Below are 22694 nucleotides of genomic sequence, written 5' to 3' on the forward strand. Positions count from 1 at the left end.
GGGCAGGAAGACGGCGGGTTGGACGGACGGTCCGAGAGCGGTCTACGCCGTCTAATGAACCCAGAGGAGAACTGCCATACGGGCAGTCTAACGGTGTTGTGCAAGCACTTTTTCCGGGCAAGCAGCTTTTCCGGACGGCTGCCGCAGGCGGCGGCCGGCGGGGGTACGCCGTACGGCGCGGCCCCGCCGGCGCGGTGGGCGCCGTGGTCCGCCCGGGTCAGACGCCGCCCGTGTGGACCTGGAACGCCGCCCGGCGCACGGCCTTGGCGAGCGCCGGGTCGGGGTGCGCGGCGGCCAGCGCGACCAGCACCTGCACGGTGCGGGGGTGACCGACGGCACGCACCTCCTCCAGGAGCCGCGGTACGGAGCCCTGGACCGCCGAGTCGAGGTGGCGGACCAGCAGCTGGATCTCGCCGTGGTCGGCGACGGCCGCCGCGGTGTCCACCCACAGCCAGGTCGATTCCTCGCGGGTGAGCACATCGGGCGCGGTCTCCGGGTCGCCGCCCTCGTGCTCGACCAGCCACAGCAGGGCGTACGGCCGCAGCCCCGGCTCGTCGGACACGGCGCGCACGGCGGGCTCGGCCGGTGCGCCGACCGCGCGCAGCGCCTCGAAGGCCAGCCCGCGCAGCAGCGCGTCCTCGCCGCGGGCGACGGTCAGCAGCTCCTCGACGGCGGCGCCGACGGAGCGGGCGGCGAGCCAGGCGCGGTACTCGGCGCGGGCCGGGCCCGGGGTGAGCCGGGCGCAGCCGCGCAGCATCGCCTCCGCGGACTGTTCGATATGGCCGGCCGGGCTCTGGGCGGCGACGCAGATCTGCTCCAGCTTGACCCACACCGACCAGTTGCCGAGGGGTGTGAGCTGCGCCTCGGGCCCGTCCTCGGCGGCGGTGTCCGTGCCCGCGCGCGGGACGAGCGCGCCGACGGCCGTGAGGGCGTCCAGCGCCCAGCCGAGGAGCTCGGTCAGCGACGCCCCCGCGGCGTCGCTCACCGCCTCGTCGGCGGCGTGGACGGCCGGTCCGGGCGCCGGCGGCCGGGCGGCCGGTGCCGGGCCGCTGGGGACCTCGCAGCGTTCCGTGCGCAGCTCGGTGACGCGCTGGTCGAGCATGTCCAGCAGGACCGGCAGCCGTACCGGCCCGGCCGACAGATGCAGCAGCGAGAGCAACTGCGGTACCGCCTCGACGACTTCGGCGACGAGCGCCGGTCCGGCGCCGGGCGGTGTGGCGCGCGCCAGCGACCAGGCGTCGAAGAGCGCGACCCAGCCGCGCAGGGCGGCCGTGTCGTCGCGGTCCCAGGCGCGCAGCCGCCAGCCGGGGCGGGCGACGCCGCCGTGCAGTTCGATGAGCCCGGAGAGCCGGGCCCGGTCCCAGTCGGCACGGACCCGCCGCGGGGTCAGCTCCAGCGCCCGCGCCGCGCGTTCGACCGCGGCCGCCGGCAGCGCCCCGTCGGATCCGGCCCGCAGACCGGCGTCCGGGCCGCCGGCGCTTTCGGCCCAGCGGGCCAGGCGGGCCGCGCCGGCCAGGACGGCGCGCGCCTGCCGCGCCAGTTCCGCGGGCGGCGGGGTGCCCTCGGGCGGGCGCGGGGCCGGGCGGGTGACCCTGGTGCTCACCGCCCGGCGGGCGGCGGCAATCGGTTGGCGGGGGACGATTCGGAGCCGGGAGTCGCGCGGAGTACGGGACGTCACGGGAGCAGTCTTGCCGCTGGCGGCCCGAAAGCCCAATCGGAACCCGGGTTGTGCTTTCCCCGGGGCGCGCCACCCCGGCGACCCATCCCTGATGTGCGGAGTTGTCCCCTTGGACGCCTGCGCGCCACCGGGGCGGCGGGGCCGCCCGGGGCGTTGCGGACCCCTTTCGGGCCGGTGTCGCGGGCCCCGGCCGGGCCGGGCGGCTACATGAGGGGGATCAGGAAGCGGCGGAGGGCTTCCTCGTAGCCGGCCGGGTCGGCGTTCCACATCGCGGCGTGCGGGGCGTGCGGCACCGGGCGCAGGGTGATCAGTTCGGTGCGCCGGGCGGCGAAGGCCCGGGACGCCTCCCAGGGGGCGAGGATGTCGTCCGGGCCGTGGAAGAGCAGGGTGGGGACGGTCAGCGCGGCCGGGTCGGCGGCGTCCGCCGGCCGGTCGACGGGCAGCCCGGTGGCGCCCTCGGCGGCGCGTACGACCAACGGCAGCAGGGCGCGCGGCACCCCCCGGGCGGCGGCCAGCGCGCGGACCGTGGCGTGCCGGTCGAGGACCGGGGAGTCCAGGACGAGCCCGCTGATCCGGGCCCGCAGCGCGGAGTGGGTCGCGGCGCGCAGCGCCATGGTCGCGCCGGTGGACCAGCCGTGCAGGATGACGTCGCGGGCGCCGTAGCGGATCGCGTAGCGGATCGCGGCGTCCAGATCGCGCCACTCGGCGTCGCCGAGGTGGTGGAAGCCGTCGGCGGTCTGCGGGGCGCCGATGTCGTTGCGGTGGGCGAGGTCGAGGACCGGGAGCCGGTGGCGCCGGAGGAACGGCATGATCACCATCGGGTGCTCCCGGGTGGTGCCGAGGCCGTGTGTGGTGATCACCCAGGTGTCGCGGACGCCGGGCACGAACCACGCCGGGAGGGCGCCCAGTTCGCCGGGGATGTCCACGTCGGCGCAGTCGATGCCGAGGGCGTCGCGCGGGTTGCCGATGTACACCTGCGGGGTCAGCCGCATCCGGGCGCCCGGGGTGAGGACGCCGTGGGTGACCCGCTCCAGGCGGCGGACGACCGCGTCGGCGGCGTGCGGGGTGTCCCGGACGACGGGGCCGACCACCGCGTGGCAGCCGGCGCCCGTGAGCCCGTAGGTGCCGGGCCGCAGGGAGACGAGGCTGCGGGTGAGGGTGATCCGTTCGTCGGTGGCGGAGTGCACCGTGAGGCGGGGGTCGCCGGGCAGCGGGTGGTCGGGCGAGGGTTTCAGGGCGATGTCGCCGGCGTACCGGCCGACCGCCACCGCGGCCGCGCCGGCACCGATCACAGTGGTGGCGGCCACGGCCGCCACGGTCCCCAGGCGCACCTCCCCAGTGTGCTCGGGGCCGTCGGGCGCGGCCAGCGGGCGGCGGCGGCCGGGTGACACGGCGGTGGCGACGGCCCAGGGGGGACAGCGCGGGGCCGGTCCGGTTCAGTCCCGGCGGTCCGTCCGCTGGCCGTAGCCGCGCAGCCGCGCCCCGGCCTCGTCGAGCTGGGCGGCCGACAGCAGCTGCGGCGTGTGGCCGGGGACGGAGGCGGCGGTGAGCCAGACCCGGCACATCCATTCGAGCTGGGCGGTGCGGTCCAGCGCCTGGTCGAGGCTGTCGCCGTAGGTCACCGTGCCGTGGTTGCGGAGCAGGCAGCCGGTGCGGTCGCGCAGCGCGTCGAGCAGGTGCGCGGCGAGCTCGTCGCTGCCGTACAGGGCGTAGGGCGCGACCCGGACCGGGCCGCCGAGGTCGGCGGCCATGTAGTGGACCGGGGGGAGTTCGGGGACGAGGGTGGAGACGGCGGTGGCGTACGGGGCGTGGGTGTGGACAACGGCGGTGGCCGGGGTGGTGCGGTAGACGGCCAGGTGCATGGGGAGTTCGCTGGTCGGCCGGAGATCGCCGGTGACCTGGTGTCCTTCGAGGTCGACGGCGGTGAGGTCGGCGGGGCCGAGCCGGTCGTAGGGAACGCCGCTGGGGGTGACCAGGACCAGGTCGCCGACGCGGACCGAGACATTGCCCGAGGTCCCGACGACGAGGCCGTCGGTGACCGTGCGGCGGGCGGTGGCGACGAGATCGGCCCAGGCGCGGGCGGTGCGGTCCGGCTGCTGGACGGGCTCCGGCTGGTCCTTCATATGTCCTCCGGCACGGTGGCGGCAGTGGCTGCGGCGGCGGCAGTGGCCGCGGTGACAGCAACGACAGCGACGACAGCGACGACAGCAAGTAGGGAAGCGTTCGCGACACCGTACGGGGTGGGCCGGGGCACGGTACGGCACGGGGCCGCCCGTCCGGTATCCCCCATATAGGGATACCGGCCCGCCGGCGGTAATTGGCCGGAGAGCAACTGCCCTGCGTACAGGTCCGGTTACGCTCAGCGTTGTCATGCACGTCGCGAGCACTGAGGGACCCCATGGCCCATGCCCGTCCGACAGCCGTAGCCGCCTCCCTCGTCACCGCCGTCGTCCTCGTGGCAGCCGCGCTCACCGGGGCCGCCTTCGCCCAGCGCCCCGCCGCCGCGGACAGCCGGCCCCTGGGCCATGACGTCTCCGCGTACCAGAAGGACATCGACTGGCCGGCCGCCCGCGCGAAGGGCGCCCGGTTCGTCTACGTCAAGGCCACCGAGTCGCACACCTACCGCAACCCCCTCTTCCGCGGGCAGTACGACGGCGCCCGGCAGGCCGGTCTGCTGCGCGGCGCCTACCACTTCGCGCTGCCGAACGCGTCCACCGGCGGCGTGCAGGCCCGGTACTTCCTGCGCAACGGCGGCCGCTGGACGGCGGACGGCCGGACGCTGCCGCCCGCCCTGGACATCGAGCCCGACCCCTACCACAAGGGGAAGCCCTGCTACGGGCTGGGCCGGACCGCGATGACCGACTGGATCCGCGCCTTCTCCGACGAGGTGCACCGCGCCACCGGCCGGCGGCCCGTGATCTACACCACGACGCACTGGTGGAACGACTGCACCGGCGGCGACCGGTCCTTCGGTGCGACCCATCCGCTCTGGCTGGCGAGCCGGCAGGGCTCGCCGGGGCCGCTGCCCGCCGGATGGTCGGCCCTGAGCCTGTGGCAGTACGCCACGAGCGGTCCGCTGCCCGGCGATCAGGACCGCTGGCAGGGGTCGTCCGCAGAGCTCATGAAGTTCGCCACCGGGTGATGCCCAGGTGACGCAGGAGGCGCCTCCGCGTGAACACTGCGGGGGCGTCACCACTACGCCCGCCCCAGTTCACTTTCCGTTCACCCACCCTCCGTACGGTCCCCAGCGTCAACTGCCCTCGAACTGATTGCCTGGGTGAATGGAACACATCACGCTTCTCATCGGGATCGTGATCGTCACGGCCTTGGTGTTCGACTTCACTAACGGCTTCCACGACACGGCCAACGCGATGGCCACCACCATTTCCACCGGGGCGCTGCGGCCCAAGACTGCGGTGGCGATGTCGGCGGTGCTCAATCTCGGCGGCGCGTTCCTCTCCGTGGAGGTCGCCAAGACCATCTCCGGCGGCATCATCGACGAGTCCGCCGGCCTCCGTCCTGAAGTGATCTTCGCCGGACTGGTCGGCGCCATCGTCTGGAATCTGCTGACCTGGCTCGCCGGCCTCCCCTCCAGTTCCTCCCACGCCCTCTTCGGCGGTCTGATCGGCGCGACCCTGGTGTCCGTCGGCACCGGCGGGGTGCACGGCGACGCCGTCGTCATGAAGGTCCTCATCCCGGCCGTGGCCGCCCCGATCGTCGCGGGCCTCGCCGCGATGGCCGCGACCCGGCTCACCTACCGGCTGGCCCGCAACCGCGACGAGGCGGACACCGCCAAGGGCTACCGGGCGGGCCAGATCGCCTCGGCCGCCCTGGTCTCGCTCGCCCACGGCACCAACGACGCCCAGAAGACGATGGGGGTGATCACGCTCGCGCTGATCACCGGCGGTGTGATCGCCCCGCACTCCGACCCGCCGCTGTGGGTCATCGCCTCGGCGGGTATCGCCATCGCGCTCGGCACGTACCTGGGCGGCTGGCGGATCATCCGCACGATGGGCAAGGGCATCACCGACATCCAGCCGCCGCAGGGCTTCGCCGCCCAGACCGGCGCCGCGGCCACCATCCTGGCCTCCTCCCACCTCGGCTTCGCGCTCTCCACGACGCAGGTCTGCTCCGGTTCCGTGATGGGCTCGGGCCTGGGCCGCAAGGGCGGCGTGGTGCGCTGGTCCACCGCCGGCCGGATGGTCATCGCCTGGTGCCTGACGCTGCCGGCCGCCGGTCTCGTCGCGGCGGGCGCCGCGTTCCTGGCCGACCAGGGCGACTGGGGCGTGGCCACGGTCGCGGTCCTGGCGCTCGCCGTCTGCGGTGCGATCTGGGCCGCCTCCCGGCGCAAGCCGGTCGACCACACCAACGTCAACGAGGTCGCTCCCGCCGAGCCGGCGGGCGTCGTCACCACCGCGTTGCAGACCGTCTCCCCTCCCCCGGCAGGTCCGGTGGCCCCCGCGGCCGTCGTCGCGCAGGCCGGCCCGCCCGTCCAGGTGGCCGCCCCGCACGCCGGTGCCGCGACCGCCGGCCACTAGCGGCCCTCAGTCAAGGAAGTCAGCCATGAACATCGAATGGGCAGCTCTCGGCCAGGTCTTCGGCGTCAGCCTCGTGGTGACGGTCGGCATCGTGGGCCTGTTCACCGTCGGCATCGTCGGTACGTCCCGCAGGCCGCGCCAGGAGGGCGGGACGGCGGTGGCCGACGGACCCGGCGCGGGCGCGCGGGCCGCTGCGGTGGCCGCCTTCGCGCTGTGCGCGGCGGCCGTGGCGTACGGCATCTATCTGATCGTCGCCACCTGATCCGCCCGGGGCCGGCGCGCCCCGGATCCGGTACCCCGGCGAGGCGTTCGGCGGCCGGCGGCATCAGCCGCGGCCGCTGAGCGCCTCGTCCGCTTCTCTGGCCAGCGCGTCCGCGATGGCCGTACCGCCCCGGCTGCCCAGGTACTCGGAGACCCGGACCTGTACGACCTTGCTGAAGGTCTGGTAGTGGGCGCTGCGCGGACGTGGTTCGGCCGCCCGCAGCGCCGCGTACAGCGTCCGGGTGTAGGGCGGCTCCCGGTCGGCCGGCGGCCGCGCCGCACCGGACTCGCCGCGGTCGGCGGCCGCCGGTGCCAGCGGGCAGACGGGCGCCTTCCCCGCCTCCCGGTACGCCGAGTCGCGGGTCGCGGCGAACCCCCGCTCCAGCAGGCAGCGTTCGGCGGCCGGACCGGTCAGCGCCTCGATCAGGGCACGGGCGCCGTCCGGGCGGGCGCTGTCGGCGGAGATCGCGAGGTTCTGGCCGCCGAGGACGGACATCCGTTTGCCGTCGGTGGGCCGGCCCGGCAGCTCGGCGACGTCGAACTGGACGCCGGCCTTGAGCTTCCCGGCGACCGAGGCGTACTCGACCGGCCAGTTGCGCATGAACAGGGCGCGGCCGTCGGCGAACCAGCGGCGGCTCTCCGTCTCGTCCATGGCCGTGGCCTCGTGCGGCATGATCGAGTCCAGCCGGTCCTTGATGTCGGCGACGCCCTGCTGGAGCGCGCCGACCTGCTCGCCCTTGGTGAAGCTGGTCGCCTCCGGGTCGCCGCCGTTGGCCCACGCGGCCTCCAGGGTGTTGACGGTCAGCCCCTCGTAGGGCCGCAGTTGGGCGACCATGCCGTACATCTTCGGCACGGCGCCGCCGGAGGCCGTGCCCTCGGCGGCCTTGCCGTCCTTACCGGCCTCGGCGGACGTGCTGTCCTTGGCGGCCTTGCGGTTGTAGGCGGCCGCGACCTGGGCGGCCATGTTCTTCAACTCGCCCCAGTTGGACGGCGGCTGGTCGTATCCGTAGTCGTGCAGGATGTCCTTGCGGTAGTAGAGCAGCCCGGCGTCGGTGTTGAAGGGGACGCCCCAGATCCTGCCGCCGTGCTCGGCGGTCTTGACCACACTGCCGAGGAAGTCGCCGTCCAGGGCGGTGCCCCAGGGGCGGATGACGCCCGCCTCGGCGAACTCCGCGGTCCAGGCCACATCGATGTTCAGCACGTCATAGCCGCTGTTGCCGGACTGCCCGGCCGCCAGCAGCTGGCTGCGCTGGCCGTCGGCGGTGTCCGGGAGGGTGACGATCCGGACCGCCCGGCCGGTACGCCGCTCCCAGTCGCGGATCAGGTCCCGGCGGACGCCGGAGCTGCTGAGGTCGCTGCCGGTGGCCAGGACGATGGCACCCTTCTCGGGGGCGGGCGGCGGGCCGGCCGTACAGCCGCCCACCGCCACCGCGAGCGTCAGGCACACCAGCGCGGCCGGCAGCGCGGTGCGCGGGGCGCTCACCGGCCCCCCTCGGCCGCCGGGGTGCCGGCCGCGCCGCCCGCCGAACCGACCGAGGCGACCAGTCCGGCCAGCAGATCGGGGGCGGCGGGCCCGGCGGGGACACAGCGGCCCCGGGAGGCGTCGGCCAGCCCCTTGAAGACGAAGGCGTCGCAGGTGGCCCTGCCCAGCACCAGCGTCAGGACGGGCACCGCGGGTGCCTTCTTCAGGAGCGCGACGAGGCTCCGCTCGACGTCCGCGGCCCGCCGCGGGGCGCCGTCGTCCTGGTCGATGATCAGCACGACGGCCTTGTTGGCCACATCGGACCGCTTCAGCTCGCCCACCGCGACGGTCAGCGCCTCCTCCATCGCGGCGCCGTGCCCGACCAGGGCGCCCTTCGCGATCCGGTCCAGTTCGGCCTTGCCCGGGGCCGGGTCGGCGCTGCCGAGAGGGACGGCCCGGCGCACCGCGTCGGGGGCGTCGGGGTGCGCGGGGTCCGGGAAGGTCCACAGGCCGTAGGTGTGGTGGACGCCGACCATCTCCAGGACGCGGCCGGCCGCGGCGACGGCGGCCGGGAGCCGGCCGCCGGCCGCCATGGAGGTGGAGGCGTCCAGCAGGATCAGCACCTGGCTGGCCTTCTGGGCCTTGTCGTAACCGGCCAGCACCCGCGCCACCTGGTCCCCGCCGGCCGTGAAGGGGACCACGGGGGCGTCGAGGTCGGCGTCGGCGCGGCTGCTCAGCAGCGGTGACCCCGCCCCGGGGCGGGGCATCGCGCCGTCCTCGTCCGGCACTCCGCGGTAGCCCTCCGCGACGAGTGTGCGCTGACCGCCCGCCGGATCGCGGAGCCACCGGCCGAAGCGATCGACGGCGGCCCGGCGCGGTGCGGCGTCCGCGGCGCCCTGCCAGCCGACCCGGATCAGGGGGTGGTCGAGGGCCGGGACGTTCTTGGGGTAGTAGGCGGCGTACCGGTCGGCGGGGGCGAGCGCACCGCCCAGGGCCGGGCAACTGCCGGTGGCGCGGCCGAGGTTGAAGTCGGCGAGGGACTTCTCGGAGACCAGCGGCGCCGACCGGGCGCGCCGGTTGGCGTCGGCCCCGTCCGCGTCGGGGCGCAGCGAGCAGAGCAGTTCGGTGCTGCCCGCGTACTGGCTGCCGGGGGCGGAGAGCCGGCGTTCGGCGCTCTGGGCGACGGAGGGTTCGGGGGTGCCCGCCGGGCCTATCGGCGAGCCGTCGTCGGCGAGGTAGAGGCCGATGGTGTGCAGCAGGCCGGTGCCGGACAGGACGGGGCTGGGGCGCAGCAGCCTGAGCGCGTGCCGGTCGCCGTGGGTGCCGTCGGTGCCGGTGAGCAGGTCCCGCCAGGGGGTGCCGACCTGTTCGACGTCGTCGAGGTGGGCGCTCTCGGGGATGCCGACGACCAGCGGGGAGTAGGCGACCGGGCCGGTGTCGGTGAGGGTCGCCGGGGATCCGGCGGCGGGCATGGTGCGGCGGGCCGCCAGGTAGTCGGCGGTGGACTCGGGGATCCACAGGTCGGGCTGCGGTCCCGGCCGGCGGAGCGGGTCGGTGCCCTTGGCGGCGGAGGTGTCCGCGGCGCCGCCGTGGGCCTCGCCCTGCCAGCGGTCGGCGGCGGCGAAGCCCTGGCCGACCTGGTCCTTGGCGGCGGAGTAGACGGTGAGCTGGGTACGCCGGCAGCCGTCGGGCAGGTCGTCCTCGCCGTCCAGCGGGCGGGTGTTGAGCGCGGACATCTCGTACGCGAAGGCCGCCCGGCGCAGGGTGGGTTCGGCCTCGGGGGCGGTGAGCAGCCGCAGTTCGAGGGCGGGCGGGCAGTCCGGTGGCGCGCTCCTGGCGTGCAGCACGGCCAGGCTGGCGGCGAGGGGCGCGAGGACGGCCAGCAGGACGAGCAGCACGCGCAACCGGTGGTGCGGGCGGAGCTTCCACCAGCGGCGCAGGCGGACGCGGAGCGGGGTCGAGGGCCGGACCTCGGGCGTGGCGAAGGAGAGGATGACGTCGTCGTCGGTGTTCTGCTTCGCCGAACGCGGCTCCCAGACGTCGCCCATCGGCGTCCGCTCCGGCGCGAGCCGTTCGCGCAGCGTGCGGACGAGGTCCTCGAAGGTGACGAACGGCTTGCCGGGGATGCCGTGTTCGAGTACCCGCACCACGGCGCCGGTGAAGAGGGTGCCGCCGGCTTCCTCCTCGCCGCTGAAGATGCGGCGGTTGGGCTGCGCGGCCATCAGCAGCGACATGGGCTTGCGGCGGGAGTGGAATGCCTCGTCGGCGTTGCCGGCGTAGCAGCACTCCAGGACGATCACGATCCGGTCGGCCCGTGCCTGGTCGAGGTAGGACAGCACCAGGTCCTGCCAGGAGAGGGTCTTGTGGCGCTGCCGGGTCGCCGAGGCGCCGACCATCAGCTGGAGGTCGCCGCCGTCCGGGCCGACCCGGCCGTGGCCGGAGAAGTACACCAGCAGCAGACCGCGCGCCTGGCCGGTGACGGCGTCCAGCGCCTGTTCCGCCTCCCAGGGCTCCCGGGGCCGGCAGATGACGATCTCGTCGCCGGTGAAGAGGTCGGTGGCGGGGGCGCTCAGGACGCGCTTGAGTTCCTCGGCGTTGTCCCGCACCGCGGGGAGATCGGTCAGCTGCTCGTAGGTGTCGACACAGATCAGCAGCGCCCGGTTCGGTTTGCCCCGTGCGTCGTATTCGGACATCGGGGTCAGTCCTCGCCGGTGCTGCCGCCCTCGTGTGCCGGGCTGCCGGGATCGGGGTGCCCGGGGGCCGCGCCGTGCGGTCCCGCGTCGCCGACGGGCCGCAGGCCGCCGTCATCGCCGACGGAGAGGGCGGGCTCCTCACCGGCGGCGCGTTCTTCCCGGCGGCGCCGCAGCCACTCCCGGAGGGCGAAGGTCAGGCTCTTGGTGATTTCCCCGGCGACCGCGCCGACGACGACCAGGATGAGGTCGTCGACGCCCACGGCCATGTCCCGGGGGCCGTCGCCGGCCCCGTCGTCAGCTTCCGTTTCGTGCGGCGGCCGGGTCTCCCACAGATGCTGTCGGCGCCGCAGCCAGGGCTCGCGCTCCAGCCACGCCGTGAGGTCCGCCAGGTCCTGCTGCGGATTGTCCGTACCCCGGATCCTGAGGCGGATCTCTTCGCGCCCGGCGCTCTCCGGCATCCCCCGGCCCCCTTCCGGCGGCGTCGTCGCCCACCGTGCACCAGATAGTGACGCGGGATCAGGTCCAGGGCAACCGTCCGATGCCCCGCCGGGCGCCCTGTGGCCTGCGCCACAGCGCCGGCCGGCGGGCAGCGTCGCAGGTCAAGGGTGAGTTGACGGTAATGCCGGGGCGTGGTGGACTGCCGGAGCCATTCGGCGACAGCAGAGGAAGTCCGGTGCGAATCCGGCGCGGTCCCGCCACTGTCACCGGGGAGCGTTCCTCCGCAGAAGGTCACGGCCCGCCGCGCGTACGTCCGTCAGGTCGCGTGCGGCACGGGCTGGAAGGCCGGGGGAAGCGTCGATCCGGGAGCCAGGAGACTCTGGTCGCCGTCACGTCGAACCAGGGCGCGGACCCTGAGTGAGGACATACCGCCATGCCCGGCCCCCGTTCGAGCCCCCCGTTCCGTGCCGTGGCACGCTCCCTTCGAGGCGTGACGGCGGTCTGATCCGATGCGCGGCCAACACGTCACCTACGCGTGCGGCGCGGCCCTCGGCTTTCTCGGCGACCTGATCGCGGCGGACCCCCGGCGCGGCCATCCGGTGGCCGCGTTCGGCCGGGCCGCGGCCGCCGCCGAGCGCGGGCTCTGGCGCGACCACCGGGGGTACGGCGCGGTCCATACGGTGCTGTGCGCGGGCGGCGCGGCCGCCGGCGCCGCCCTCCTCCAGCGCGCGGTACGCGGTCCCGCGGCCGCTGCCCTCCCTTCTTCTCGCCCCGCGCGTACGGCCGCGGCAACCGCGCTCACCGCGGCGGCCGTCTGGGCGGTCCTGGGCGGCACCTCGCTGGGCCGGGAGGCGCGGGCCGTCGGCGGTGCGCTGGCGGCCGGCGACCTGACCGCGGCGCGGGAGCGGCTGCCGCATCTGTGCGGCCGCGATCCGCAGGCGCTGGACGGGCCGCAGATGGCGCGCGCGGTGGTGGAGTCGGTCGCGGAGAACACCTCGGACGCGGTGGTGGGCGCCCTGGTGTGGGGCGCGCTGGGCGGCGTACCGGGCCTGGTGGCGTTCCGGGCGGTGAACACTTTGGACGCGATGGTCGGCCACAAGTCGCCGCGCTACCGGCGGTTCGGCTGGGCCGCGGCCCGGCTCGACGATGTGGCGGGGTGGCCGGGCGCCCGGCTGACCGCGGCGCTGACGGTGCTCGCGGGCCCCGACCGGCGCGGTGCGCTGCGGGCCTGGCGGGCCGACGGCGGCGCGCACCCGAGCCCCAACGCGGGCCCGGTGGAGGCGTCGTTCGCGGGTGCGCTGGGGGTGCGGCTGGGCGGCACGCTGACCTACGGCGGGCGGGTCGAGCACCGGGCGGTGCTCAACGGCGGGGCGCGGCAGGCCGAGGTGCCCGATATCGAGCGGGCGGTCCGGCTCTCCCGCCGGGTGAACGTACTGGCGCTGGCGGTGACGGTCGCGGGCCGGTTCGCGGTCGGCGCGGCCCGTTCGGCGGCGGCGCGGCGTACGGCGGGCAGCAGGATGATGACGACGGGCCGGCGGCCCGGCAGATGAGGAGGTCCCGGTGAACGGGCGGTTCAAGGCGTCCGGCGGGACCGTCGGCGGCGGCCTGCTGGTGGCCGGCACGACATCCGACGCGGGCAAGAGCGTGGTCACGGCGGGTATCTGCCGCTGGCTGGTGCGGCAGGGTGTGCGCGTGGCGCCGTTCAAGGCGCAGAACATGTCGCTGAACTCGTTCGTGACGCGCGAGGGCGCGGAGATCGGGCGGGCCCAGGCGATGCAGGCCGCGGCGGCCCGGGTCGAGCCGTCCGCGCTGATGAACCCGGTGCTGCTCAAACCGGGCGGCGACCGCAGCAGCCAGGTCGTGCTGCTGGGCAAGCCGGTCGGCGAGCTGAGCGCCAAGGGGTACTTCGGCCACACCGGGGGCGGCCCCGCATCAGCCGGTTCGGCGCTGTACGGGGGCCGCCGCGAGGAGCTGCTGGGCACGGTGACCGACTGCCTGGCGGAGCTGCGGCGCACCCACGACGCGGTGATCTGCGAGGGCGCCGGCAGCCCCGCCGAGATCAATCTGCGCCGTACCGACATCGTGAACATGGGGATCGCACGGGCCGGCCGGCTGCCGGTCGTCGTGGTCGGGGACATCGACCGCGGCGGGGTGTTCGCGTCCTTCTTCGGCACCACGGCGCTGCTGTCCCGGGAGGACCAGGAGCTGATCGCGGGCTATCTCGTCAACAAGTTCCGGGGCGATGTGTCGCTGCTGACGCCGGGGCTGGAGATGCTGCGGGGCGTCACCGGGCGGCCGACGTTCGGGGTGCTGCCGTTCGCGCACGGTCTCGGCATCGACGAGGAGGACGGGCTGGGGGTCCCCCCGGCCGGAGGCTGGGGGAGGGTGTCGCTGCGCGGCGCGCTGCGCGAGAGCGTGGTGGCGCCGCCGCACGGCGCGGACGTACTGCGCGTCGCGGTCGCGGCGGTGCCGCTGATGTCGAACTTCACCGACGTGGACGCGCTGGCCGCCGAACCGGGCGTGGTGGTGCGGTTCGTGGACCGGGCCGAGGAGCTGGCCGACGCGGATCTGGTGGTGGTGCCGGGCACCCGCGGCACCGTCCGGGCACTGGCGTGGCTGCGTGAGCGCGGGCTCGCGGACGCGCTCGCCCGGCGGGCCGCCGAGGGCCGCCCGGTGCTGGGCATCTGCGGCGGCTACCAGCTGCTCGGCGAGTACATCGACGACGAGGTCGAGTCGCGGGCCGGTGCGGTCCCCGGCCTGGGACTGCTGCCCGTCCGGGTGCGCTTCGCGGCCGAGAAGACCCTGGCGCGGCCGTCCGGCCGGGCGCTGGGCGAGCCCGTGGCCGGGTACGAGATCCACCACGGGGTGGCCGAGGTGCACGGCGGGGAGACGTTCCTCTCCGACGGTCAGGGGCGCGCGCTGGACGGCTGCCGGGTCGGCTCGGTGTGGGGCACGCACTGGCACGGTTCGCTGGAGAGCGACGCCTTCCGGCGGGCCTTCCTGCGCCGGGTCGCGGCGGACGCCGGCCGGGCCTTCGTACCGGCCCCCGACACCAGTTTCGGCGCCCTGCGCGAGGAGCAGCTGGACCGCCTCGGCGACCTGATCGAGGAGCACGCGGACACGGCTGCGCTGCTGCGGCTGATCGAGGAGGGGGTGCCGGCCGGGCTGCCGTTCGTCCCGCCGGGGGCGCCCCGCTTCGCCGGTCCGGCCACCGCGGAGCCGGTGCCGGACACAAGCTCTCCGCCGTCCCCGGTACCACCGCGCGAGCACGAGGCGCACGGCGACACCGTCGCACCGGCCACCGCCGGCGAACCGTCCGATCACAGCAATTCCCTTGAAGGGGGTATCCGTTAATGGCGTCGGTCCCTTATCCGTTCACCGCGGTTGTCGGCATGGCCGATATGCGGCTGGGCCTGCTGCTCAACGCGATCTCGCCGGCCATCGGCGGGGTGCTCGTCCGCGGGGAGAAGGGCACCGCGAAATCGACGATGGTGCGCGGCCTCGCGACCCTGATGCCCGATGTCGCCGTGGTCAGCGGCTGCCGGTTCGCCTGCGACCCCGCCGCCCCCGACCCGGCCTGCCCCGACGGGCCCCATGAGGCGGGCGCCGCCGAGGACCGGCCGACGCGGATGGTCGAACTGCCGGTCGGCGCCTCCGAGGACCGGCTGGTGGGCGCGCTGGACATCGAACGGGCGCTGGCCGAGGGCGTGAAAGCCTTCGAGCCGGGGCTGCTCGCGGACGCGCACCGCGGCATCCTCTACGTCGACGAGGTCAATCTCCTCCACGACCATCTGGTCGACGTCCTGCTGGACGCCGCCGCCATGGGCGCCTCGTACGTGGAGCGCGAGGGCGTCTCCGTACGGCACGCCGCGCGCTTCCTCCTCGTCGGGACGATGAACCCCGAAGAGGGCGAGCTGCGGCCGCAGTTGCTCGACCGGTTCGGGCTGACGGTCGAGGTCGCGGCCTCCCGGGAACCGGACGAGCGGGTGCAGGTCGTCCGGCGGCGGCTGGCCCACGACGCCGATCCGGCGGGCTTCACGGCCCGCTGGGCGGCCGAGGAGACGGACTTGCGCGGGCGCATCGCGGCGGCCCGGGAGCTGCTGCCGGGCGTGGTGCTCGGGGACGCGGCGCTGCGGCAGATCGCCGCGACCTGCGCGGCGTTCGAGGTGGACGGGATGCGCGCGGACATCGTGATGGCGCGCACCGCGACGGCGCTGGCCGCCTGGGCGGGGCGTACCGAGGTGCTCACCGAGGACGTGCGGCAGGCGGCGCTGCTGGCGCTGCCGCACCGGCGGCGCCGCAACCCCTTCGACGCGCCCGGCCTGGACGAGGACCGGCTCGACGAGATCCTGGCGGAGTCGGACGGCGCGGACGGGGACGACGACCCGGAGCCGGACGGTCCGGACGGCGGCCCCGAGGGCCCGGACGGCGGCCCGGACGGACCCGGCGGGCAGCCGCCGCGGGACGAGGGCGGACCGGGCCCGCAGGACCAGGCGCCGCCGGCCGGTCCCGAGCAGCAGTCGCCGCAGCTCCCGGAGCCGACAAGCCCGGCGGACGCGGACGGCGCCCCGGACCCCGCGCAGGAGCCGGCCGGGCAGCCCGTCGCCGGCGGCGGTGGCGAGCAGGCGGCCGTCGCGGCGGCCGACCCGTTCACGACCCGGCGGCTGGACGTGCCGGGCCTGGGCGAGGGCGCGGACGGCCGCCGGTCGCGGGCCCGTACCGCGCACGGCCGGACGACCGGGTCCCGGCGGCCCCGCGGGGCCCTGGGCAAACTGCATCTGGCGGCGACGGTGCGAGCCGCGGCGCCGCATCAGCGGGCGCGCGGACGCGGCGGCCCCGGGCTGGTGCTGCGCCGCGACGATCTGCGCGAGGCGGTACGCGAGGGGCGGGAGGGCAATCTCGTCCTCTTCGTCGTGGACGCGTCCGGTTCGATGGCGGCGCGGCAGCGGATGAGCGCGGTCAAGGGCGCGGTGCTCTCGCTGCTGCTGGACGCCTATCAGCGGCGCGACAAGATCGGCATGATCACCTTCCGCGGGCGGGACGCCGAACTCGCGCTGCCCCCGACGTCGTCGGTCGAGGCGGGCGCGGCGCGGCTCGCCACACTGCCGACGGGCGGCCGCACGCCGCTGTCGGCGGGGCTGCTGAAGGCCCATGAGGTACTGAGGGTGGAACGGCTGCGAGATGCCTCGCGGCGGCCGCTGCTGGTCGTCGTGACGGACGGCCGGGCGACCGGCCGGGGCGCGGGCACGGCGGACGGACCGCTGGCGCGCGCCTCCCGGGCGGCCCGGCTGCTGGCGTCCGAGGGTGTCGCCTCGGTGGTCGTCGACTGCGAGTCGGGACCGGTCCGGCTGGGGCTCGCGGCCGAGCTGGCCCGCGATCTGCGGGGCACCGCCGTCGCCCTCGACGAGCTGCGCGCGGACAGCGTCTCGGCCCTCGTCCGGGACGTCCGGGGCACCGGCGCCGGGCGCGGCGCGCAGCACGCGCGGCCGGAGACCGACGGCCGGTCCGCACAGACTTCCCGCCACACCCCACGCTCTCGGAAGGTCGCGTAATGCCACAGGGACAGCCGTCCGTCGTACCGAACGACGGGCTCACCACCCGCCAGCGCCGCAACCGGCCGCTGGTCCTCGTCCACACCGGCGTCGGCAAGGGCAAGTCCACGGCCGCCTTCGGGCTGGCGCTGCGGGCCTGGAACCAGGGCTGGCCGATCGGGGTGTTCCAGTTCGTGAAGTCGGCGAAGTGGAAGGTCGGTGAGGAGCGGGCGCTGACGGTGCTCGGCGCCACCGGCGAGGGCGGCAGCGTCGCCTGGCACAAGATGGGCGAGGGCTGGTCGTGGGTGCAGCGCGACATCGCCTCCAGCGAGGAGGCGGCGCGCGAGGGCTGGGAGCAGGTCAAGCGGGATCTCGCCGCGGAGACGTACAAGCTGCTGGTGCTGGACGAGTTCGCGTATCCGCTGCACTGGGGCTGGGTGGACCCCGAGGAGGTGGTGTCGGTGCTGCGCGACCGTCCCGGGACGCAGCATGTGGTGATCACCGGCCGCAACGCCCCGCAGCCGCTGCTGGACTTCGCGGACCTGGTGACGGACATGTCCAAGGTCAAGCACCCGATGGACGCCGGTCAGAAGGGCCAGCGGGGCATCGAATGGTGAGCACGGCGTGAGCGGTACCACGATCCCCCGGCTGGTGATCGCCGCGCCCTCCTCGGGTGCGGGCAAGACGACGGTGGCCACCGGTCTGATGGCGGCGTTCGCCGAGGCCGGGCTGTCGGTGTCGCCGCACAAGGTGGGGCCCGACTACATCGACCCGGGCTACCACGCACTGGCCACCGGCCGCCCCGGCCGCAATCTGGACGCCTATCTGTGCGGTCCCGGGCGGATCGCCCCGCTCTTCCTGCACGGTGCGGCGGGCGCGGATCTCGCGGTCGTCGAGGGCGTGATGGGGCTGTTCGACGGCGCCTCGGGGCAGGGCGAGCTGTCGTCCACCGCCCAGGTCGCCAAGCTGCTGCGGGCGCCGGTGGTACTGGTCGTGGACGCGTCCTCGCAGTCCCGGTCGGTGGCCGCGCTGGTGCACGGCTTCGCCTCCTGGGACCCGCAGGTGCGGCTGGCCGGGGTGATTCTCAACAAGGTCGGCTCGGACCGCCACGAGGAGCTGCTGCGGGACGCGATGGACTCCTCCGGGGTGCCGGTGCTGGGCGCGCTGCGCCGCGGCGAGCAGGCCCGTACGCCGTCCCGGCACCTGGGCCTGGTGCCGGTCGCCGAGCGGCGGTCCGAGGCGCTGGAGTCGGTCCGCGCACTGGCGGCGCGGGTGCGCGCGGGCTGCGATCTCGACGCGCTGCTGGCGCTGGCGCGCGCGGTGCCGGAGCTGACGGAACAGGCGTGGGACCCGGCGGCGGAAGCGGCGGGCGCGTCTGCGGACGAGTCGGGCGCGGCGGACGGGAGCACCGGCCCCGCGGGTGCCGGTAAGCCGCTGATCGCCGTGGCGGGCGGCGCCGCGTTCACCTTCTCGTACGCGGAGCACGCCGAACTGCTGACCGCCGCGGGCGCCGAGGTGGTGCCCTTCGACCCGCTCCGGGACGAACGGCTGCCCGCCGGGACCCGGGGGCTGGTGATCGGCGGCGGCTTCCCCGAGGTGTACGCGCCGGAACTGTCGGCGAACGCGCCGCTGCGGGCGGCGGTGGCCGAACTGGCCGCCACCGGGGCGCCGGTCACCGCCGAGTGCGCCGGGCTGCTCTATCTCTCCCGGTCGATCGACGGGAAGCCGATGTGCGGGGTACTGCCCGCCGACGCCCGGATGACCGAGCGGCTCACCCTCGGCTACCGGGAGGCGGTGGCGACGGCCGACAACGTGCTGGCGGCGGCCGGGACGCGGGTGCGCGGCCACGAGTTCCACCGCACGGTCCTGGAGCCGGGCGCGGGCCCGTCCCCCGCGTGGGGGCTGACGTACCCGCAGCGCCGGGTGGAGGGCTACGTCAGCGGCGGGGTGCACGCCTCGTATCTGCATGTGCACTGGGCCGCCGAGCCCTCGCTGGCCCGCCGGCTGGTCGCGAGCGCGGCGCGCGGCGCGCGGGCGGAGGCCGTGGGCGGCGGGCGATGAGGCGGACGCCCGAGGGCGCCGGGTCCGCGGCGGCGCCGGCGCGGACCCGCGCGGCCCGGTCCGCCCGGCCGCCCGCCCGGTCAGCTCGCGACGGCGACCACCAGCCAGATGAAGCCCGCGCCCGCGATCGTGCAGGCCAGGGTGGTCAGCGCGGGGTGTTCGTGGTGCGCCTCCGGGAGGATGTCGGAGGTCGCCAGGTAGAGCAGGACGCCGCCGAAGAAACCCAGATAGATGCCGAGCCAGTGCTCCGGAAGGGTGAACAGCAGGGTGGACGCCGCGCCCACCACCGGGGCCACCGCGTCCGCGCCCAGCATCAGCAGTGCCTTGCGACGGGCGTTCCCGTAGAGGCTGGTGATGGTGTACGTGTTGAAGCCGTCCGCGAAGTCGTGCGCGATCACGGCGACCGCCACGGCGACCGCCATCTGCTCGCCGACCTGGTAGGCCACGCCGATCGCGAACCCGTCCATGACGCTGTGCACGATCATCGCGACCGCCGCCGTGAGCCCGACCTGCGGGACTCTCTCGTGCGGGTCCATACCGTGGGCGGCCTTGCGGACCGCGAGCAGCCGTTCCAGGGCGTGCGCGGCGAGGAAGCCGGACACGAAGCAGAGCAGTGCGACCGGGACGCCGAAGACCTCCTCGCCCGCGGCGTGCAGCGCCTCGGGCAGCAGATCGAGGCCGACGACGCCCAGCATCAGCCCGCCCGCCAGGCCCAGGATGAGGTGCCGGCGGTCGGTGACGTGGTGGGCGACCCAGCCGCCGAACAGCGTCATCACCAACGCGCCCAGCGCGATGGCCACCGGCACGGTCTCACCCCTTTCCCGGGGACCCGTCCCGTCCGCGGGCCCCGGTCTCCCCGGTCGCCCGCGTACCGGCCCGTGTCACCTGCTTACTGACCCGCCGCCGCTCCCGCATGTCCGGCCCCCGGCCGTCCCGGGCCCGCGCCCCTCGCCCGTACCGCCGCCGCCCCGCCCCGTCCCGCCGCCGAAAGGACCCGTCCGATGACCGCAGAGCCCGCCGCCGGCCCGCCGCCGGCCACCGCCGACGCCACCGCCCCGCCGCCGTCGCTGGTCGCCGGTGTCGGGGCGAGCCGCGGCGTACCGGTGGCGGAGGTGCTGGACCTGGTGGCGGCCACGCTCGCGCGGGCCGGGTACGCGTCCCGCGCGGTGACCGCGCTGGCGACGGTGGCGGCCAGGGCCGCCGAGCCGGGGCTGGTCGGGGCGGCCCGGCGGCTGGGCGTGCCGTTGCGGTCCTACCCGGCCGAGGCACTGGCCGCGGTGCCGGTACCCGCGCCGTCCGACGCCGCGCGGGCCGCCGTCGGCACGCCGAGCGTCGCCGAGGCGGCGGCGCTGCTGGCCGCCGGTCCGGGCGCCGAACTGCTCGTCGGCAAACGGAAGTCGGCACCGCCCGGCCGGGCCGCACGGGCGACCTGCGCCCTCGCGGCGGCGGGCACCGGCGGCACCGGCGGCACCGGCGGCACCGGCGGCACCGGGACGATCTTCCCAGCCCCCGCTACCGACAGCATCCCGGCCGCTACCGGCCTCCCCCACGAACCCGACCTGCGGCATCACGGTGACGCGGAGGTGCGCGGCGCCGACGGCGCGCCGACGGATCTCACGGATCTGGCGGTCAATGTCCGCACCGGCACTCCCCCGGCCTGGCTGAAGTCCGTGATCGCCGCCTCGCTGGACGGGCTCGCCGCCTATCCGGACGGCCGGACCGCGCGCCGGGCGGTCGCGGACCGGCACGGTCTGCCGGTCGACCGGGTGCTGCTGACCTCGGGGGCCGCGGAGGCGTTCGTGCTGATCGCGCGCGCCGTGCCGGCCCGCCGCCCGGTGGTGGTGCATCCGCAGTTCACCGAGCCGGAGGCGGCGCTGCGGGACGCCGGGCACACCGTGGAACGGGTGCTGCTCGACGAACGGGACGGCTTCCGGCTGGACCCGGCGGCGGTGCCCGAGGACGCGGATCTGGTGATCGTCGGCAATCCGACCAACCCCACCTCCGTCCTCCACCCCGCCACCGCCCTGGCCCAGCTGGCGCGGCCCGGCCGGACGCTGGTGGTGGACGAGGCGTTCATGGACGCGGTACCCGGCGAACGGGCCTCGCTGGCCGGCCGCACCGATCTGCCGGGGCTGATCGTGCTCCGCAGCCTCACCAAGACCTGGGGCCTGGCGGGCCTGCGGATCGGCTATGTGCTGGCCGCGCCCGGTACGGTCGCCGAGCTGACGCGGGCCCAGCCGCTGTGGCCGGTCTCCTCGCCCGCACTGGCCGCGGCCGAGGCGTGCTGCACGCCCGCGGCGCTCGCGGAGGCAGCCTCGGCGGCCGGGCAGATCGCCGCGGACCGGGCCCATCTGCTGTCCCGGCTGGCCGAGTTCACGGGGATCCACGCCGTACCGGCGGCCGAGGGCCCGTTCGTACTGATCCGGCTGGCGCACGCGACAGCGGTACGGGAGGAGCTGCGCACCCGCGGCTTCGCGGTACGCCGCGGCGACACCTTCCCCGGCCTGGGCCCCGACTGGCTCCGCCTCGCGGTACGGGACCGGACCACGACGGACCGTTTCGTGGCGGCGCTGGCGGGGGTGCTGGCGGGCGGGGCGGCCGAGGTGTCCGGCAGCGGGCGGGGCGGTGGTCCGGCCGACTGAGGACCGCACCGACCGCGGTGCCGCGCAGCCTTGCTGGAGCCCGGCCCTTCGGGGCGGGGACGACGGGGCCCCTCTCGTCCCCTCCGCCGGGAAGCCGGAGGGGACGAGTGGCGGCTACGCGGACAGTTCGCCCGCCTTGACGCTGCCCACGAACGCGGACCAGGCGGCCGGGGCGATCGCGAGCGCGGGGCCGTGCGGATCCTTGGAGTCACGGACGGGGACGGCGCCTGTTGCGGCGGCGGTGGCCGGTGACCACTCGACGCAGGTGCCGCCGTTGTCGCTGTACGAGGATTTGACCCAACGGAGTGTTCCGGTCGTCACGGTGTGCCCTTTCGTAGCTGGTTGACCATGGCCACGGTTTGCGCCTGGGACAGCGCTTCGGCCTGTAGTTGATGGTAGGCCGCCAACATGGGGAGCACGGTCGCGCGTTCGCGGTCGAGATACCCCTGGGCCTGGGACTCCGCGTACGCGACCATGGCGAGGTCAGCCATGGTGAGCAGGTTGACCGGCAGGTTGAACGTTCGGCGTTCCCCTATGTCGAACGGAGCGACCTGAAGCACGATGTTCGGCTGCTCGGCGAGCTCGACCAGTCGCGCCAGCTGCGCGCCCATGACGGCGGTTCCGCCGACCCATCGCCGGATGCAGCTTTCATCCATCACCACCAGCACCGTGGGGGGAAGTTCTCGCTCCAGTGCCGCTTGCCGCTCCGCCAGGACCGACAGACGCTCAGTGGCCTGTTCGGGCGTGATGGTGCGCCGCTGCACTGCGCTTTCCGTCAGCACCTGCGCGTACTCCGGCGTCTGCAACAGCCCCGGAATGATCCCGATGTCGTACACCCGGATCTCAATGGCCCGGCCCTCGTACCCCACGTACTCCGGGAAGCCTTCCAACAGGCTGCCGTGCCGGATCTCGCGGTACCGCCGCTCGAACGAGTCTGCGGTGCCGACCAGGCCGAAGACTTGATCGGCACTGCGCGAGAAGCGCAAAGTTGGATGCTTGTTACCGTTTTCGACCGACGAAATATGCGAACTGGAATACGACATCCGGGTCGCCAAGTCCGCTTGCTTCCAGCCGCGCGCCTCTCGCGAGTTACGCAGGTGCACCCCGAAGGCTGCCTGCGGGCTTCGGTCCGGGTTCAACTCGTTGCGGTTCAACGGATCATCCCCAACGTATCGGCCCTTTCTGAAACGTTGAATAGGCCCCGACTGTAGGCCACTCTGAGTCGCCCCGGTAACGGTGTCGCTACGGAGAGGAGCAGATCTTGCCACGGAGGCGCACTCCCCCTGAACCTCAACTCGACTCCGAGGACGATCAGTTGAGGGCGTTGATCGATGCCGGCGGGTTCTGGCGACTGGCCCCGGAGTGGGTACCTCGTACCGGTTACGCCACA

General features: G+C 75.2%; 18 protein-coding genes and 1 riboswitch. Of the genes, 9 read left to right on the forward strand and 9 right to left on the reverse strand.

The window, feature by feature from the left end:
* Positions 1-217: 217 nt before the first annotated feature.
* From IH09_RS05340 to IH09_RS05350, 3 genes are all read right to left on the reverse strand, one after another.
* On the reverse strand, positions 218-1678 hold the full coding sequence (locus IH09_RS05340; protein ID WP_094795499.1) for a hypothetical protein: 1461 nt from the start codon (positions 1676-1678) through the stop codon (positions 218-220).
* A 203-nt stretch (positions 1679-1881) separates the two neighbouring features.
* Positions 1882-3009 carry an alpha/beta hydrolase gene (locus IH09_RS05345; RefSeq protein WP_052854543.1) on the reverse strand — a complete coding sequence of 376 codons (1128 nt, stop codon included), beginning with the start codon at positions 3007-3009 and terminating at the stop codon, positions 1882-1884.
* 105 nt (positions 3010-3114) lie between these two features.
* Positions 3115-3801, reverse strand: coding sequence for a class II aldolase/adducin family protein (locus tag IH09_RS05350; protein WP_052854544.1), 687 nt, complete (start codon positions 3799-3801; stop codon positions 3115-3117).
* Positions 3802-4076: 275 nt separating this feature from the next.
* On the opposite strand from IH09_RS05350, the gene IH09_RS05355 reads away from it, so the two are divergent.
* From IH09_RS05355 to IH09_RS05365, 3 genes are all read left to right on the forward strand, one after another.
* On the forward strand, positions 4077-4820 hold the full coding sequence (locus IH09_RS05355) for a lysozyme (RefSeq protein ID WP_052854545.1): 744 nt from the start codon (positions 4077-4079) through the stop codon (positions 4818-4820).
* A gap of 139 nt (positions 4821-4959) precedes the next feature.
* Entirely contained in the window at positions 4960-6216 is a 1257-nt protein-coding gene (locus tag IH09_RS05360; protein ID WP_052854546.1) for an inorganic phosphate transporter, read from the forward strand.
* Between the two features lie 25 nt (positions 6217-6241).
* Positions 6242-6478 carry a hypothetical protein gene (locus tag IH09_RS05365; RefSeq protein ID WP_052854547.1) on the forward strand — a complete coding sequence of 79 codons (237 nt, stop codon included), beginning with the start codon at positions 6242-6244 and terminating at the stop codon, positions 6476-6478.
* A 63-nt stretch (positions 6479-6541) separates the two neighbouring features.
* Here IH09_RS05365 and IH09_RS05370 read toward each other — a convergent pair whose 3' ends face one another.
* Genes IH09_RS05370 through IH09_RS05380 form a run of 3 tightly spaced genes read right to left on the reverse strand, consistent with a single transcriptional unit; the run spans position 6542 to position 11090 of the window.
* Positions 6542-7960 (reverse strand): extracellular solute-binding protein, encoded by a 1419-nt coding sequence (locus tag IH09_RS05370; RefSeq protein WP_052854548.1) that lies wholly within the window; start codon positions 7958-7960, stop codon positions 6542-6544.
* Entirely contained in the window at positions 7957-10632 is a 2676-nt protein-coding gene (locus tag IH09_RS05375; protein WP_052854549.1) for a vWA domain-containing protein, read from the reverse strand. The genes IH09_RS05370 and IH09_RS05375 overlap by 4 nt, the downstream gene beginning before the upstream one ends.
* 5 nt (positions 10633-10637) lie before the next feature.
* Positions 10638-11090 carry a hypothetical protein gene (locus IH09_RS05380; protein ID WP_052854550.1) on the reverse strand — a complete coding sequence of 151 codons (453 nt, stop codon included), beginning with the start codon at positions 11088-11090 and terminating at the stop codon, positions 10638-10640.
* 205 nt (positions 11091-11295) lie between these two features.
* Positions 11296-11449: riboswitch (cobalamin riboswitch) on the forward strand.
* A 130-nt stretch (positions 11450-11579) separates the two neighbouring features.
* Between IH09_RS05380 and IH09_RS05385 the strand changes: the two genes are divergently transcribed.
* From IH09_RS05385 to IH09_RS05405, 5 genes are read left to right on the forward strand one after another with little or no spacing between them, the layout of a single operon-like run.
* Positions 11580-12620, forward strand: coding sequence for a cobalamin biosynthesis protein (locus IH09_RS05385; RefSeq protein ID WP_052854551.1), 1041 nt, complete (start codon positions 11580-11582; stop codon positions 12618-12620).
* Between the two features lie 10 nt (positions 12621-12630).
* A complete protein-coding gene (locus tag IH09_RS05390; protein WP_318279392.1) occupies positions 12631-14424 on the forward strand; it encodes a cobyric acid synthase in 1794 nt (597 codons plus the stop codon).
* On the forward strand, positions 14424-16622 hold the full coding sequence (locus IH09_RS05395) for a putative cobaltochelatase (RefSeq protein ID WP_110952079.1): 2199 nt from the start codon (positions 14424-14426) through the stop codon (positions 16620-16622). Before IH09_RS05390 ends, IH09_RS05395 begins: the two co-directional genes overlap by 1 nt.
* Positions 16622-17218: a cob(I)yrinic acid a,c-diamide adenosyltransferase gene (gene cobO, locus IH09_RS05400; protein ID WP_052854552.1), complete on the forward strand. Its 597-nt coding sequence runs from the start codon at positions 16622-16624 to the stop codon at positions 17216-17218. Before IH09_RS05395 ends, cobO begins: the two co-directional genes overlap by 1 nt.
* Positions 17219-17225: 7 nt before the next feature.
* Positions 17226-18662 (forward strand): cobyrinate a,c-diamide synthase, encoded by a 1437-nt coding sequence (locus IH09_RS05405; protein WP_052854553.1) that lies wholly within the window; start codon positions 17226-17228, stop codon positions 18660-18662.
* Positions 18663-18742: 80 nt separating this feature from the next.
* Here the strand turns inward: IH09_RS05405 and IH09_RS05410 are convergent, their stop codons facing one another.
* Positions 18743-19468, reverse strand: coding sequence for a ZIP family metal transporter (locus IH09_RS05410; protein WP_052854554.1), 726 nt, complete (start codon positions 19466-19468; stop codon positions 18743-18745).
* A 195-nt stretch (positions 19469-19663) separates the two neighbouring features.
* On the opposite strand from IH09_RS05410, the gene cobC reads away from it, so the two are divergent.
* Complete coding sequence (cobC, locus tag IH09_RS05415; RefSeq protein ID WP_110952080.1) at positions 19664-21304, forward strand: Rv2231c family pyridoxal phosphate-dependent protein CobC; 1641 nt, start codon at positions 19664-19666, stop codon at positions 21302-21304.
* Positions 21305-21418: 114 nt separating this feature from the next.
* Here the strand turns inward: cobC and IH09_RS05420 are convergent, their stop codons facing one another.
* A complete protein-coding gene (locus IH09_RS05420) occupies positions 21419-21625 on the reverse strand; it encodes a DUF397 domain-containing protein (protein WP_052854555.1) in 207 nt (68 codons plus the stop codon).
* Positions 21622-22458: a helix-turn-helix domain-containing protein gene (locus IH09_RS05425; protein WP_052854556.1), complete on the reverse strand. Its 837-nt coding sequence runs from the start codon at positions 22456-22458 to the stop codon at positions 21622-21624. Before IH09_RS05425 ends, IH09_RS05420 begins: the two co-directional genes overlap by 4 nt.
* Between the last annotated feature and the right edge of the window lie 236 nt (positions 22459-22694).

Source organism: Streptomyces celluloflavus (genome assembly GCA_000720995.1).
GTDB classification, from domain to species: Bacteria; Actinomycetota; Actinomycetes; order Streptomycetales; family Streptomycetaceae; genus Streptomyces; species Streptomyces celluloflavus.